Below are 14,107 nucleotides of genomic sequence, written 5' to 3'. Positions count from 1 at the left end.
GCCAGGGTTCCCTGGGCGAGCGGAGCGAGGCGAGGGAGGCGCTGGGCCCACGCCGCCAGGGTTCCCTGGGCGAGCGGAGCGAGGCGAGGGAGGCGCTGGGCCCACGCCGCCAGGGTTCCCTGGGCGAGCGGAGCGAGGCGAGGGAGGCGGTGGGCCCACGCCGCCAGGGTTCCCTGGGCGAGCGGAGCGAGGCGAGGGAGGCGCTGGGCCCACGCCGCCAGGGTTCCCTGGGCGAGCGGAGCGAGGCGAGGGAGGCGGTGGGCCCACGCCGCCAGGGTTCCCTGGGCGAGCGGAGCGAGGCGAGGGAGGCGGTGGGGACTACGCCTCCGGGGTTTGCTCCTCGATGACCGACTTCAGCTGCTCCAGCTGGACCACTTCATCCTCCATGGTCTTCTGGATCACGCTGTTCATGAGTTTCTGCAGACCCTTGGGGTGGTACTCCAGGGCGAACCGCAGGCGGGTATTGGGTCCTTCGGTGCTGAGATAGTAGCCGCCAGTGGGCCGCGCGGGACCGGCGACGACGGCGAAGCGCACTTCAGCGCCCGGCCTGGCGTCAGTGATTTGGAAGTCAGCCGCGATCGGCCGCCCGCCCGGGCCTGCCAAAGTCTGCTGGTATACGGCACCTTTTTCGCCGGCATGTCCGGAACGGAGGGAAATGCTGCGGATTCCGCTGCGCCACAGGGGATTGTTGAGACCGTCCACCAGGAATTGGTAAACGGTCATGGCGTCACGACCAATGAGTACTTCATGCTCTGCAAATGCCACGGAATCCTCTTTCGGCGTACGGCTCTTAGACATAGCCGGGTTCCCCATGACACAGCAGCTAACTGCCTACAGAATAGTCAGGCGGGGCGCAGCGCGACACACCCACGTCGAGCCTTAACCGAATCTTTACGAGCTCCGCAGGGAATTTGATGTGACCGTGATACCAGTGAGTCTGTGTCTGGATCGGCGCGCCATCTGCGCTAAGCTGGGATCTGCTCCGGCTGGTTTGCGGAGTATTGCGGGCGTAGCTCAATGGTAGAGCGCTAGCTTCCCAAGCTCGATACGCGGGTTCGATTCCCGTCGCCCGCTCCATTTTCTTGCTGACAGGCACCGTTTTCCCGGAAACGGACGGCCGACCGGATACAAGGCGCCCAAGCCTGAAGGGTGTATCGTCAGGAGCTAGGAGCCATTTCGGCTCTGCTCTAGGGAGCGATCATGGCTGACAAATCACCTCGCCAAGCTGCATCGAAAAAATCCGGCAAATCCATCAAAGAAAAGCGCGCGGATAAGAGGGCTTCAGAGTCCTCCGCAACAACGGTGGCCAAGCCGGCAACCGGCAACAAAAAGTGAGCGGCCATATAGGCGCCATGACCCTCGGCATCCTGTCGTCCTCGCGGAAGCCGGACGAGCGCCGGCTGCCTGTCCATCCCCTGCACTTGGAGCGCATTGCTCCGGAACTCCGGCAAAACATCCGGCTCGAGCGCGGCTACGGCGAGCGCTTCGGCTTTTCGGACAGCCAACTTGAGCCGCTGGTCGGTGGCATGGCAAGCCGTGAAGAACTGATCTCGAATTCGGATGTCATTCTCCTGCCCAAACCGCAGCCGGAAGACCTTGCCGACCTCCGCGACGGTCAGGTCCTCTGGGGTTGGCCGCACTGCGTCCAGGACAGGGCCATCACCCAGCTGGCCATCGACAAGAAGCTGACCCTGATCGCGTTCGAGGCGATGAATCACTGGGCCAGCGACGGCGGCTTCGGGCTTCACGTTTTCCATAAGAACAACGAACTTGCGGGCTACTGTTCCGTCATCCACGCCCTTGCCCTGACGGGCTCGACGGGTGACTACGGGAGGCGGCTGAGCGCCGTCGTGATTGGCTTTGGAGCCACAGCGCGTGGCGCGGTCACCGCCCTCAACGCGCACGGCGTCCACGATGTCCAGGTGCTGACCAACCGCGGTGTTGCGGCGGTCGGTTCTCCCATCCACTCGGTGCGCATAGTGCAGTTCGACCACGACCAGAACGCCCCTTTCCTGAGCGAGGTCATTACCGATCGTGGCCGCCTGCCACTGGCTCCGTTCCTCGCCGCGAGCGACATCGTGGTCAACTGCACGCTGCAGGACCCGAACTCGCCGCTGACATACCTGCGGACCGAGGACCTTGGCGCGTTCCAGCCCGGCAGCTTGATTGTTGACGTCTCCTGCGACGAAGGCATGGGCTTCAGTTGGGCGCGGACCACGACGTTCGCCGAGCCCATGTTTACGGTGGGCGACCACATCAACTACTACGCCGTGGACCACAGCCCGTCCTACCTGTGGAATTCGTCCAGCTGGGAGATCAGCGAAGCGCTCCTGCCGTTCCTTGAGACGGTCATTTCGGGCCCCGAGGCCTGGGCCGCCAACGAAACGATCTCCCGAGCCATCGAGATCCGGGACGGCATCATCCGCAACCCGGACGTGCTGCAGTTCCAAGGGCGCACAGCGGACTATCCGCACCTTGCGGCGTAATCGACTCGTAGTCTGAGTACGCGGCCAGCCGGGCGCCTTGTGGGTGCCCGGCTCAGGCGCGTTGGGGCGCTACTCCGCTACGTCGACTGCGCGACGATCCGTACCATCCGGCGGCGGTCCCTGACGTTTACTTTGAGCCGCAACTCAGACTTCCGGGCGAGCATGACGGCGACTGTCGCCGCTGCGAGCGCCGGCACCCCGCCTGACACCAAGAGCGCTGCGTGCGGGTTCAGGTGCTCTGCAAGCCAGCCCATCATGGGTCCACCGATGGCTTGGCCGCCGATGAGCACCATGATGTAGAGGCTCATGACGCGGCCGCGGATGCTCATATTGGCGCTGATCTGGACCAGTTGGTTGGCTGCGGTCAGGAACATGAGGCACCAGAATCCGGAGAGAACCATGGCGGCGGAGAGCCACACCATGGACGGCGCCAGCGCGGCCAGGCACAGCATCAAGCCGTACATCCCGGCGCACAACACCACTGAGCGCAGACGCAATTGACGGCGCCGGGCCGAAGTGATTGCTCCCGCAATCGCACCAAGGGCAACCATCGCGTTCAGCAAGCCGTAGCCGCCGGCGCCCGCATGGTAGACGTGATCCGCGAAGGCGGCGAGGAGCACAGGCAGGCTCATCGCGAAGACCGCTACAAAGCCGGCCATGAGCCACGGCCAGTAGATGGTGGGCTTGCTGAGGGCGTATCGCAGGCCTTCCTGCAGCATTCCCTTGCGTTTTGGCACGGGCGTGCTGACAAAAAGTTCATTCTTGCGGAGCATCAGGAGCATGGTGACAGTGGAGCAGCAGGCCACGGCGTTCGCCGCGAAGGCCCAGCCCGCGCCGACCGCGGTCAGCAGCACGCCAGCCAGTGCGGGACCAATCAGGCCGCCCAGCTGGAACGTGGTGGAGTTGACGCTGATGGCGTTGCGCAGGTACTTCGGTCCCACGAGTTCGTTGACGAAGACCTGCCGGGCAGGCTGGTCGAGGACCGTCACGAGGCCCAGGACAAACGCGATCACGTAAACGTGCCACACCTCGATGCGCTGGCTCAGCGCCAATGCGGCAAGGATGGCCGCCAGGGAGGCCGCGACGCTTTGGCACAGGATGAGGATGCGTCGCTTGGGGAAACGGTCCGCCATCATGCCGCCCCAGGGGCCCAGGAACAGCGACGGCATGAACTGCAATGCCACGGTTATTCCGACGGCGGTGACGGATCCGGAGAGCTGGAGCACCAACCAGTCCTGGGCAATCCGCTGCATCCAGAGTGCGATGACTGCGACGAAGTGGCCCACGGCGAAGATCCGGAAGTTGGGTACTTTGAGGGATATGAAGGTGTGCCGCCAGGGCAGCCGTTCGCTGACGACGGCGATCGGCTGGGTGACCGTGTCCGGGTCGGCAGCGTGTGAAATCCGGCTGCTTGCGGCGAGTGAATCGATGATGGGTTGGCTGACGTTTGCCGCTGAGGGCGGTGGGGGTGCCAAAAGTAGTCCTTGGATAGACGTTTCGCTGGGATGCCTTTAACGCTAGGGTTGGCCGCGGTGATTATGGAAGTGAATTGGCCGTATAACTAGCATTGCGAAGTGCAATACACCGGCGCGAGCGGCGGTGAACGTAGCTATTCAAGGAGACCCGTGTTCGAACCCGTGCAGCTGCGGTCCTTCCTGGCCGTGGCCGAGACTTTGAGTTTCACGAAGGCAGCCGAGCGCCTCGGCCTGGCCCAGCCCACAGTCAGCCAGCACGTGAGAAAGCTCGAGGCGGCGGCCAAACGGGCGCTCGTAGCGCGCGACACGCGGGATGTCCGGCTCACGGACAACGGGGACGCCATGGCAGGCTTTGCCCGCAATATCCTCTCCGCGCACGATTCCGCAGCCAGGTACTTTTCCGGTTCCGCCATGCGCGGCCGTTTGCGGTTCGGAACCGCCGACGATCTCGCCATCACGGGCTTGCCTCGGATCCTGCGCGAATTCCGGCAGCTGTATCCACAGATCAACCTTGAACTTACCGTCAGCCAGAGCGACCAGCTCTACAAACGCCTTAACGCGGGCCAGTTGGACCTCGTCTTCGTGAAATGGGTGGGCGAGGCCAAGGACGGCACAGTAGTCCGGCACGATAACTTTGCTTGGGTTGGCGTCGAACAGACGGTGCTGGACCCTGCAAGCCCCGTACCGCTGATCTGCTATCCAGCCCCGAGCGTCAGCCGCAAACTGGCCATCGATGCCCTTGAGGCCATGGGCAGGACGTGGCGGGTCACCTGCTCAACGAAGCAGATCGCGGGCGTCCTGGCAGCGGTGCGTGCCGGCATCGGCGTCGCGGTCATGCCGTCATCCCTGGTTCCCGAGGACCTTACAGTGATCACCCGGCGCTTCGGCCTCCCGCCCGTGGGCGACGTCGACTTCACCCTGATCCGCAACCCGCTGGCGAACGCCGAAGTGGTGGATGCGCTGACGCAGGCGATCATCGGCAGGACGCTCAACAAGCAGGCGTAGCTAGCGCCTGTGCGGCCAGGAGGACAGTCCGGACGATCGCCTTCCGGCGCCGCTCCGCCCTGCTTGGTCCCTTGCCGGCCATGAGGCCGTCCAGCTCGGGCAGTACCGGCCAGGCGTCACACAGCGCAATGATGGTGAGCATCAGATCGGCCGCATCTTCCCTGGACGTCCCCGGCATGGCCCGGATGACACCGTCAACCTTGTTTCTGCAGTTCGCGGCCCGGTCCGGACGGTTCACCACATATTCACCCCGCTCCAAACCCTCCCAAAAAAGCAGCCTCGGAAGGGTGGCATCTTGATGGTGATGGTCGAACAGGCGTCCGGCATAGTCGGCCAAGGCTTCGGGACCAGCACCCTCGATGGGCACTTCGTCCACCACCTTGCTGAGCTGGGACGCGATCACGGCGTCGAAGAGAAGATCCTTCTTGCCGAAGTACTGATAGATGCGTTCCTTGTTGACTCCGGCCGCGGCGGCGATGCGGTCCACCCTGGCGCCGGCGAGTCCGAATTGGCAAAACTCGGCAGTCCCTGCCTCAAGGAGGAGTCGTTTGGTCCGCTCGGTATCCCATGCCATGGGTCCATCTTAACAGATTCCAACCAAGTAGTTGCAGTTTTTGATGGTGCGGTCTAGTCTGAACTCACGCCGAAAGCAACCAATTAGTTGGAGAATGTCATGAGCACCCAAATCCCCGTTGCCGCACCCGCGGACGCCGCCGCAGTTGAGCCAGTTGCCCCGCCCGCTGCGCACACGTCTTCTGCGCACTCCATGCACCTGCCTTCCGTACACCTACCTTCCGTGCACATGCCTTCTGTACACATGCGTGCGGTCATCACGTGGCTGGCCATCTTCCCCCTCGTGGCGATCGGCATGACGATCCTCGCTCCGCTCTCGGAGTCATGGCACCCCGCGCTGCGCGCCCTCGTCCTGACGATCGTTGTGGTTCCTGCCGCCGTCTACCTGGTTGTCCCCAAACTGCTCGCTGGCTACGGCTCCCTGAAGAGGCGGCAGGCACGGAAGGCCACCGCCAAGGCCTAGCCTGTGTCAGGCATCACCCGGCGATCGAGCGGCCACGCGCTAAACTTGTCACGTTATGAACCGCACAATGTTTAAGTCCAAGATCCACCGTGCCACGGTGACCCATGCCGACCTGCACTATGTAGGTTCAGTGACGGTCGACCTGGATCTGCTGGATGCTGCGGATATTCTCCCCGGCGAGCTCGTCTCCATTGTTGACGTGACTAATGGCGCGCGCCTTGAGACTTACACCATTGCCGGCGAACGCGGCTCCGGGGTCATTGGCATCAACGGTGCCGCAGCGCATCTCGTGCACGTGGGCGACGTCGTCATTCTCATCACCTATGCGGAGATGACCACCGAAGAGGCCAAGGCCTACCAGCCCAAGGTTGTCCATGTGGACAGGGCCAACAAAATCGTCCAGCTCGGCAGCGATCCCGCCGAAGGCATCACTCCGGGCGTCATGCGCCCTCCGCACGCCCTCAACAACGCAGACCTGAACTAGGTTCCCCTCTTCCGTTGCCCCTGAGGGCACCCCTTCTGCACGGTCCACATGGCGGAATATGCCGCCGTCGGGCCTTACAGCCGAATAAAGCTGATTTAGGCTGGGACTGTGAACCCACGCCGCCCCGCGCCCGTCCCCCTCCGGATGCCGTAGTGCTGGGCGTCCTTTCCGGGTTCTTCGTAGTGTGGGCCATCATTCTGGTGGGCATGTTCGTCGGCAAGCGCGGGATCCTGGGGGACAACGCGCGTTCGGTCCTCAGCGGCCTGACATTCTTCGTCGCAAGCCCCGCGCTCCTCTTTGAGACCCTGGGCAAGGCCCGTCTTCACGACATCTTTGCCGCTCCACTCCTTGTGACGGCGGTGGGCGCCGTTGCCACAGGCAGCTTGTTCTTTGTCATCGTGAAGTTCTGGCTCAAACGCTCCCTGCCCGAATCGCTCATGTCCTCCATGAGCGCTTCGCTGGCCAACTCCGCGAACCTCGGCATCCCCATCGCGGTGTTCGTCCTGGGCGACGCAAGCTATGTGGCACCGCTGCTGATCTTCCAGCTCGCGTTCTTCACGCCCATGTACCTGATGGCGCTTGACGCGAGCACCAGCGCCCACCGCACCACTCCCCTGCGGTTCGTCCTGATGATCGTGCGGAACCCGATGATCGTGGGATCTGCCCTCGGCTTGGTCGTGGCTGGAACGGGCTGGCAAGTGCCCTCGCTGATCATGGACCCGATCCATTTGATCGGAGGAGCCGCCATTCCCGCGATGCTGATGGCGTTCGGGATGAGCCTGAACGGCTCCCGGCCCCTGCAAAAGGACACGGGTCGCCGGACGGACGCGCTCCTGGCCAGCGGCTTCAAGTTGTTTGTCCACCCCACGATGGCGTACCTGTTCGCCCGCTTCGCGCTGGGCCTGGAGGCACATGCCTTGTTCGCCGTGGTGGTCACGGCGGCCCTACCCACTGCGCAGAACGTGTTCGTGGCTGCGAGCCGCTACAACACGGGAATCACCGTGGCCAAAGACACGGTCCTGATCACCACCGTGGTGGCGGTCCCGGCAATGATCGCAGTGGCCCTGCTGCTCACTTAGCCCAACTAGCTCGCATTAAGTGTCGTTTTGGGCGCTGAAAACGACATTAACTGCGAGCCAGTTGGGTGGGCTTACTGTTCGTCTACCGAGTCCAGGTACCTGTCCAGCAGCTGCGCGCAGCGGATGAAGCCCAAATGCGAATACGCCTGCGGGTGGTTTCCCAAGTGGGTCTCCGTGCCGGGATCGAACTCCTCAGGAAGCAGACCGGTGGGACCGAAGAGCGCCACGAGCTGGTTGAACAATTCCAGCGCATCGTCCAGCCGGCCCACGGCCAGGTACGCCTCGATCAGCCAGGTGGTGCAAATGTGGAACCCGCCCTCCAAACCCGGCAGGCCGTCGTCGTACCTGTATCGGAACACGGTGGGACCCACCCGAAGTTCGCGCTCGACGGCGGTGACGGTGTCCAGGAAGCGCTGGTCGCGCACGTCCAGCAGGCCCGAGAGCCCGATGTGCAACACGGCAGCATCCAGGTCCGGGCTGTCGTAGGCCACGGTGTAGGAACTCGCGGAATCATCCCAGCCCTCGCGGAGGACTTCCGCGCGGATGATGTTGGCCGTTTCCTCCCACTCGGCCCCGATGGGGCGCCGGAACCGGACCGCCGTCTGCATGGCCCGGTCGAGCGTCACCCAGCACATCACCTTGGTATAGATGTGGTGCCGTGGCGCCCGCCGGGCTTCCCAAATGCCGTGGTCGGGTTCGTGCCAACGGGCCAAGACGGCCGAGGCCATCTGCTCCATGAGTCTCCAGTGCTCGTCCGGCAAGGTGCCGCGACGCTTGCTGAGGGTCTGGATGAGCTCGGCGATCGGTCCGAAGACGTCCAGCTGCACTTGGTGGTCGGCGGCGTTCCCGATCCGCACGGGCCGCGAGCCGGCGTAACCGGGGAGGCTCTCGATAATGGCCTCCGTCGACAGCGGGGAGCCGGTCACGGAGTACAGGGGGTGCAGCCATTCCGGACCGGGCGCGTTCTCAAGGATGCGGCCCAGCCAGCGGAGGAACCCGTCTGCCTCCTCGGTGGAACCCAGGTCCACGAGCGCATTGACCGTCATGGAGCCGTCGCGGAGCCAGCAATAGCGGTAGTCCCAATTGCGGGTGCCGCCGATCCCTTCCGGCAACGACGTGGTTGGAGCTGCGAGGACAGCCCCGGTCGGCTCGTGCACCAGCGCTTTCAGGACCAGTGCCGAGCGCCGCACCAATGACGGTTTCATGTCGGGCAGTTCCAGCCCGCGGACCCACAGCCGGGATTGGTGCGCGACGGCGGCCCGCCGGGCGAGCTCTCCGGCGGGGTCCGGGGTCGTCGGCTCAGTGTCTCCGCACCTCAGGTTCATGACGACAGGACCGTACGCGAGGCTGACTTCCGCGGTGGCGGTGCCGTGTTTGCCGTCGCTCGTGACCGTGAAGGGCACTCCGGGAGCGAAGAGAACGATGGGATCCGAGGTGCCCACGACGTGCAGCTCTTCGCCGCGGACCTCCATGTTGAACGGGGCGTTGGCATAGTCCGGCCGCGGTGCGAAAACAATCCGCGCGCTGCCGGTTCCGGACAGGACCCGGACCAGGCTGGTGATGCCGTCCGGTGCCGGCTCAAGATAGTCGGTGACCGTCACGTCCGCCCAGCGCGTCTCCACGATCATGGTGTTGTCCACATAGCGCTGGCCCAGCACCTTCGATGTCTTGACCGGTTCCACGCTGAAGTGGCCGGCCGGGTCACCGCCAAGGATGTGGGCAAACAAGGAGCCGGAATCCGGGAGGGGATGGCTCATCCAGCAGATCTTGGCCTCCGGGGTGAGCAGCGCCGTCGAGGTCCCGTTGCCGATCATCGAATGCCGCTCCAGCCCCACCGCGTCCTCGCCGAACAGCCACGCACGGCGCAGCTCGAACAGGATGGCGAGCACTTTGGCGAAGGATTCCGGGTCCGGCAAGCGGTGGCGCGCCGTGGATTCTCCATCACCAACGTGCAGGCCAAGATCCGGGCCCCGCAAGGTGGCGATCGCGAACTCATCGCTCTCCGCGTCGCCGGCAAACAGGGCCGCGCTGGCCCCCAACTGTGTGCGCAGATGCTCCAGCGCGGCGTCTTTGGAGGGCTCCACGATGGACAAGTCCAGGACGGATCCGTCCACAATGAAAAACAGGCCCAGTTCACGGGCGATCTGGTGCGCCTCGCGCGTCACCCGTGCCACGACGGCAGGAGTGGCCGGCCTGGTGTGGATGGCTACCGCCACGGGCTTGCGCTCGATGCTGATGCCCTTTTCGAAACCGATGGATTCGTTCAAGGCGGTCGCTGCCTGCTGAAGGATGGCTTCTGTGGCCATCGAGACGCTGTACGCGTAGGTCATGTCGAATTCGGCGCCGTGCGAACCTACCAGGTGGACTTCCGCCGGCAACCGCGACACCGCGGCAAGGTCCCGCAGCGACCTGCCGGAGATGACGGCTGTGTGCGTGTTCGGCAGTGCTGCCAGAGCCCGGAGCGCGACGGCGGCACTCCCCAAGGGGAGCGTCTCAGTGGATACGCCTTCCGCAGCGCAGAGGGTTCCACCGTAATTACAGGCCACCAGGAGCCCCGGAGTCCGGGCCAGCATCCTCAGTTCTGCTAGCAGCTCCGGAGTGATTCCATCATGGGCCGCCTCGGATTGGACTGCCGTCCGCAGGAGGCCCAACGGAAGCGATTTTGTCAGCAATGCCGAATCGGCCACGGACAAATTGAGCGGAGTAGCCATGGGGGACGATCCTTCCGGGTGGTTCGTCCAGTTTCCGCCCGGCGGGTTTCGCCTCCATGACCCGCGTATTGCCGGGGTGTAACGAGTTTGCCGTGGCGCTACACCCGGGTCAGCCCCACGGCCTCCGCGACCAGCTCCACGGAACGCAGTCGCTGCTCTGTGCCGGTGCTTTGGTGGGCAACGATCAGTTCGTCGGCGTCGGCGTGGCGGGCAAATTCGTCAAGGTACTCGCGCACCACTTCCGGGGTGCCCACCGCCGAGTACTTCACCATTTGTGCGATGTGCTGGCCCTGCGGCGAGTCGAGGATGAGGTCCGCTTCGGCGTCGGTGAATTCGCGGCCGCCGCCCAGGAAACGCGAGACGCGGTCCCGCTTGATTTCGAGGAAGAGCCGTTGGGCTTCGGCCGCCGAATGCGCGGCCACCACGTTCACGCCCGCGATCACGTAGGGCTCCTGCAGCTGCTCGGACGGCTTGAACTCGCGGCGGTAGACGGCGACGGCGTCCTGCAGCGCGTTGGGCGCGAAGTGCGAGGCGAAGGCGTAGGGCAGGCCGAGCTGCGCCGCCAGATGCGCCCCGAACAAGGAGGAGCCGAGGATGTAGAGCGGCACGTTGGTGCCCTTGCCGGGCGTAGCTTCCACCCCTTGGATCCGCGTGGGTCCCGTGAGGTAGCCCTGCAGCTCCAACACGTCCTGCGGGAAGGTGTCGGCAGCCATGGGATCGCGGCGGAGTGCACGCATAGTGTTCTGGTCACTGCCGGGCGCCCGTCCGAGACCGAGGTCGATGCGGCCCGGGTGAAGCGTCTCGAGGGTGCCGAACTGCTCCGCGATGGTGAGCGGCGAGTGGTTGGGCAGCATGACGCCGCCGGCACCGAGCCGGATGCTGCTTGTGTTGGCGGCGATGTGGGCAATCAGCACGCTCGTGGCCGAGGAAGCGATCGAGCCCATGTTGTGGTGCTCGGCGTACCAGATCCGCCGGTAGCCGAGCCGTTCGGCCAGTTGCGCCATGGCGACGCTCCCGGCGAAGCTCTCCGCCGCCGTCTGGCCTTTGCCAATAATTGCCAGGTCGAGGATGGAGAGGGGAACAGTCACGTTATGCCGGCCTTTCGAAGGTGGTTTCGTTCGAGGGGCCGGTTTCCCGGCCACTCTTGCGACAACGACGGCGGCGCCCGGGTTATTTCTCTTCCTTGCGTGGGTTCCGTCTCAGCTCGTGAAGATGCCTTTGCCGGTCTCCATATCGATGGGCAGCGAAGAGTGCTCGTGGGAGATCTTCCAGGTGTCGTCCTTCTTCTCAAGGCAAATGGTGAAGCGGTTGGTCATCGCCCGGAGCCGTTCCCCATCAGCCGAGATCCCGGCGAAGGTCACGGCCGCATGCCCGAAAGCCACGTCGGCCCCGACGACGGACTGCACATCGTTGAATTCGACCTGCACGCGCTCATCGCCAAGCGAAGAGAACCATTCGCCCGCCATCGACCGCCAAGCCTCGATTCCCGTGTATTGCCATTGCCCCCAGGAGTCGTAGATGTGGACGTTGTCATCGTAGAGCGCTGTGAATGCGTCAACGTCTTTCGCGTGGACAGCAGCTGCGTAGGAATCCAGCGCCTGATTGACCGGGGTTTGCTCGTTGCTCACGAAAAATCTCCTCAAGTGTCGGCGGTTGTGTGGGAAGCCTACACCGTGGCTGCAGTGTGACTCTTCGGGACCTCGAATGAACCTCCGTTAACCCCTGTAGCCCAGCGTTTCACAGCGCTTTGACCGGTGCTGGGCCCTGCCGGATAGTTGCTGCAACGCACACCATCCATCACTTTCGAAGGGGACTCTATGGCTACTTCACGCCTCAAAACAGGCACTGCACTGGCACTCGCGGTGACCACTACTCTCGGCCTCGCTGCGTGCTCGGACCCGGGCGCCTCAGCCGCGTCAGCGCCGTCGTCGTCGTCCACTGGCTCTTCCGCTGGCAAAACCTTCAACCTGGCGCCCGAGCAGCACCGGTTCCCTGTGCAGGTGTCGCCGGAAGCCGCCGCCCTCGTGCCGCAGTCGGTCAAGGCAGACGGAAAGCTGACCGTCGCGGTGAGTCCCTTCGCCGCGCCGCTGGCCGTCTACGCCACGGACAACAAGACGCCGGTGGGCAACGAGGTGGACATCGCGGTCGCCCTGGCAGAATCACTGGGACTCAAGGCGGACATTGTCCCGACGGCGTGGGCCGACTGGCCGTTGGGCGTGGAATCGGGCAAGTACGAGGCCGTCATCTCGAACGTCACCGTGACTGAAGAGCGCAAGCTCAAGTTCGATTTCGCCAGCTACCGCGAGGACAAACTGGGCTTCTACGCCAAGAGCGACAGCTCAATCACGAAGGTGGACTCGGCTCCGGACGTGGCGGGCAAGCGGATCATTGTGGGCTCGGGCACCAACCAGGAAGCAATCCTGTTGCGCTGGGACGCCGAGAACAAGAAGAACGGCTTGAAGCCGGTTGAATTCCAGTATTACGACGACGACTCGGCCTCCACGCTCGCGCTGCAGTCGGGCCGTGCGGACCTGACGTTCGGGCCGAACGCGACCGCGTCCTACAAGTCGCAGACCGATGGCAAGACCAAGAGCGTGGGACTGGTTGACGGCGGGTGGCCGCTCAAGGCGAGCATCGCGGTGACCACCAAGAAGGGCAACGGCTTCGCTGCGGCGGCCCAGGCCGGCCTGAACTCGCTCATCAAGGACGGTACGTATGGGAAGATCCTTGACCGCTGGGGTCTTTCGGCGGAGGCAATCCAGACGTCGCAACTGAATCCGCCGGGCTTGCCGAAGAGCTAGGGTTCCCTGGGAGTGTAACTTTCCACATAGCCGCGATCCCTCCCAGCGAAAGGGAATTCCATGGTCCAGCGCCTTGCCATCCTCGACGACTACCAAGCCGTCGCCCACGACTACGCGCCGTGGGCTGAGCTCGCCGACGACGGCGTCGATGTCACCGTTTTCAGGGAGCCTTTGGCGGACGCCGTGGCCGCGCTCCGCGACTTCGACATCATCATGGCCATGCGGGAACGGACCGCTTTCGACGCCGAGTGCCTCCGGCAACTGCCCAAGCTGAGGCTCCTGGTCACCACCGGAATGGCCAACGCAGCCATCGACATGCGCGCAGCCGAGGAGCAGGGCATCACTGTCTGTGGGACGGGCGGCTCACCCTCCGCTGCTCCCGAGCTGACGTGGGCCCTGCTCCTGGCTTTCGCACGGAACGTGCCGTTCGAGGACCGTCGGCTGCGCGCGGGAAATTGGCAGAGCACCGTGGGTTTCGAAGTGTCAGGAAAGACGCTCGGCGTGCTTGGACTGGGCAAGATCGGGAGCAAGATCGCAGGCTATGGCAAGGCGTTCGGCATGGATGTCATTGCTTGGAGTCCCAACCTCACCGAAGAGACCGCCGCCGCGGCCGGCGCCAGAAAGGTGAGCAAGGAGGCACTCTTCCGGGAGGCCGACGTCGTCAGTGTCCACGTGCGGTTATCGGAACGGTCCCGGGGGCTTGTCGGGGAGGACGAACTGCGGCTCCTCGGCCCTAAAGGCGTCCTGGTGAACACAGCCCGCGGGCCGATCGTGGACGAGGCTGCCCTCCTCCACGGCCTCAACGAAGGGTGGCTCGGCGGCGCGGCCCTGGACGTGTACGACGTCGAGCCCCTCCCGGCGGACCACCCCTTGCTCACGGCGCCGCGAACCGTGCTGACACCGCACTTGGGTTACGTCAGCTCGCAAAGCTACGCCCGCTTCTATGGCGAGGCCTTCGAGGACATCCGCGCGTGGGTGCGGGGAAATCCGGTGCGGGTGCTCACGGCTTAGGGCGTCGATTGGGGTTGAA

At 64.3% G+C, this 14,107-nt stretch carries 14 protein-coding genes and 1 tRNA gene; 9 read left to right on the top strand and 6 right to left on the bottom strand.

Annotated features, from left to right (window positions below):
• Positions 1–318: 318 nt before the first annotated feature.
• Positions 319–765 carry an SRPBCC family protein gene (locus ABD742_RS00305; RefSeq protein WP_234750951.1) on the bottom strand — a complete coding sequence of 149 codons (447 nt, stop codon included), beginning with the start codon at positions 763–765 and terminating at the stop codon, positions 319–321.
• Between the two features lie 238 nt (positions 766–1,003).
• On the opposite strand from ABD742_RS00305, the gene ABD742_RS00300 reads away from it, so the two are divergent.
• The 3 genes from ABD742_RS00300 (at position 1,004) to ABD742_RS00290 (ending at position 2,486) form a co-directional block, all read left to right on the top strand.
• A tRNA-Gly gene (locus tag ABD742_RS00300) sits at positions 1,004–1,077 on the top strand.
• A 123-nt stretch (positions 1,078–1,200) separates the two neighbouring features.
• A complete protein-coding gene (locus tag ABD742_RS00295; protein WP_264637052.1) occupies positions 1,201–1,335 on the top strand; it encodes a hypothetical protein in 135 nt (44 codons plus the stop codon).
• Between the two features lie 17 nt (positions 1,336–1,352).
• A complete protein-coding gene (locus ABD742_RS00290) occupies positions 1,353–2,486 on the top strand; it encodes a N(5)-(carboxyethyl)ornithine synthase (RefSeq protein ID WP_234750950.1) in 1,134 nt (377 codons plus the stop codon).
• A 77-nt stretch (positions 2,487–2,563) separates the two neighbouring features.
• Here ABD742_RS00290 and ABD742_RS00285 read toward each other — a convergent pair whose 3' ends face one another.
• A complete protein-coding gene (locus ABD742_RS00285) occupies positions 2,564–3,961 on the bottom strand; it encodes an MFS transporter (protein ID WP_234750948.1) in 1,398 nt (465 codons plus the stop codon).
• Positions 3,962–4,111: 150 nt separating this feature from the next.
• On the opposite strand from ABD742_RS00285, the gene ABD742_RS00280 reads away from it, so the two are divergent.
• A complete protein-coding gene (locus ABD742_RS00280; RefSeq protein WP_234750946.1) occupies positions 4,112–4,966 on the top strand; it encodes a LysR substrate-binding domain-containing protein in 855 nt (284 codons plus the stop codon).
• Here ABD742_RS00280 and ABD742_RS00275 read toward each other — a convergent pair.
• Complete coding sequence (locus ABD742_RS00275; RefSeq protein ID WP_234750944.1) at positions 4,950–5,540, bottom strand: TetR/AcrR family transcriptional regulator; 591 nt, start codon at positions 5,538–5,540, stop codon at positions 4,950–4,952. The genes ABD742_RS00280 and ABD742_RS00275 overlap by 17 nt on opposite strands.
• 99 nt (positions 5,541–5,639) lie before the next feature.
• On the opposite strand from ABD742_RS00275, the gene ABD742_RS00270 reads away from it, so the two are divergent.
• The 3 genes from ABD742_RS00270 to ABD742_RS00260 all read left to right on the top strand — a co-directional run bounded on the left by ABD742_RS00270 (position 5,640) and on the right by ABD742_RS00260 (position 7,565).
• Complete coding sequence (locus ABD742_RS00270; RefSeq protein ID WP_372460923.1) at positions 5,640–6,002, top strand: putative antibiotic biosynthesis monooxygenase; 363 nt, start codon at positions 5,640–5,642, stop codon at positions 6,000–6,002.
• A 55-nt stretch (positions 6,003–6,057) separates the two neighbouring features.
• Positions 6,058–6,486: an aspartate 1-decarboxylase gene (panD, locus tag ABD742_RS00265; RefSeq protein WP_234750942.1), complete on the top strand. Its 429-nt coding sequence runs from the start codon at positions 6,058–6,060 to the stop codon at positions 6,484–6,486.
• Between the two features lie 152 nt (positions 6,487–6,638).
• A complete protein-coding gene (locus tag ABD742_RS00260) occupies positions 6,639–7,565 on the top strand; it encodes an AEC family transporter (protein WP_234750938.1) in 927 nt (308 codons plus the stop codon).
• A gap of 71 nt (positions 7,566–7,636) precedes the next feature.
• On the opposite strand, the gene ABD742_RS00255 is transcribed toward ABD742_RS00260, so the two are convergent.
• From ABD742_RS00255 to ABD742_RS00245, 3 genes are all read right to left on the bottom strand, one after another.
• Positions 7,637–10,276, bottom strand: coding sequence for a trehalase-like domain-containing protein (locus ABD742_RS00255; RefSeq protein WP_234750937.1), 2,640 nt, complete (start codon positions 10,274–10,276; stop codon positions 7,637–7,639).
• 98 nt (positions 10,277–10,374) lie between these two features.
• A complete protein-coding gene (locus ABD742_RS00250; protein ID WP_234750936.1) occupies positions 10,375–11,364 on the bottom strand; it encodes an LLM class flavin-dependent oxidoreductase in 990 nt (329 codons plus the stop codon).
• 111 nt (positions 11,365–11,475) lie between these two features.
• The gene (locus ABD742_RS00245) at positions 11,476–11,904 is read right to left on the bottom strand and encodes a YybH family protein (RefSeq protein WP_234750935.1); all 429 of its coding nucleotides are present in this window, start codon (positions 11,902–11,904) and stop codon (positions 11,476–11,478) included.
• 189 nt (positions 11,905–12,093) lie between these two features.
• Here ABD742_RS00245 and ABD742_RS00240 point away from each other — a divergent pair, with 189 nt between their 5' ends.
• The gene (locus tag ABD742_RS00240) at positions 12,094–13,077 is read left to right on the top strand and encodes an ABC transporter substrate-binding protein (protein WP_234750933.1); all 984 of its coding nucleotides are present in this window, start codon (positions 12,094–12,096) and stop codon (positions 13,075–13,077) included.
• 60 nt (positions 13,078–13,137) lie between these two features.
• A complete protein-coding gene (locus tag ABD742_RS00235; RefSeq protein ID WP_234750931.1) occupies positions 13,138–14,088 on the top strand; it encodes a D-2-hydroxyacid dehydrogenase family protein in 951 nt (316 codons plus the stop codon).
• Positions 14,089–14,107 lie beyond the last annotated feature (19 nt).

The sequence above is a fragment of the Arthrobacter ramosus genome (genome assembly GCF_039535095.1).
Classification (GTDB): domain Bacteria; phylum Actinomycetota; class Actinomycetes; order Actinomycetales; family Micrococcaceae; genus Arthrobacter; species Arthrobacter ramosus.
The sequence above is the reverse complement of the archived record's forward strand: the minus strand, read 5'-3'. Positions and strand labels throughout refer to the sequence as shown.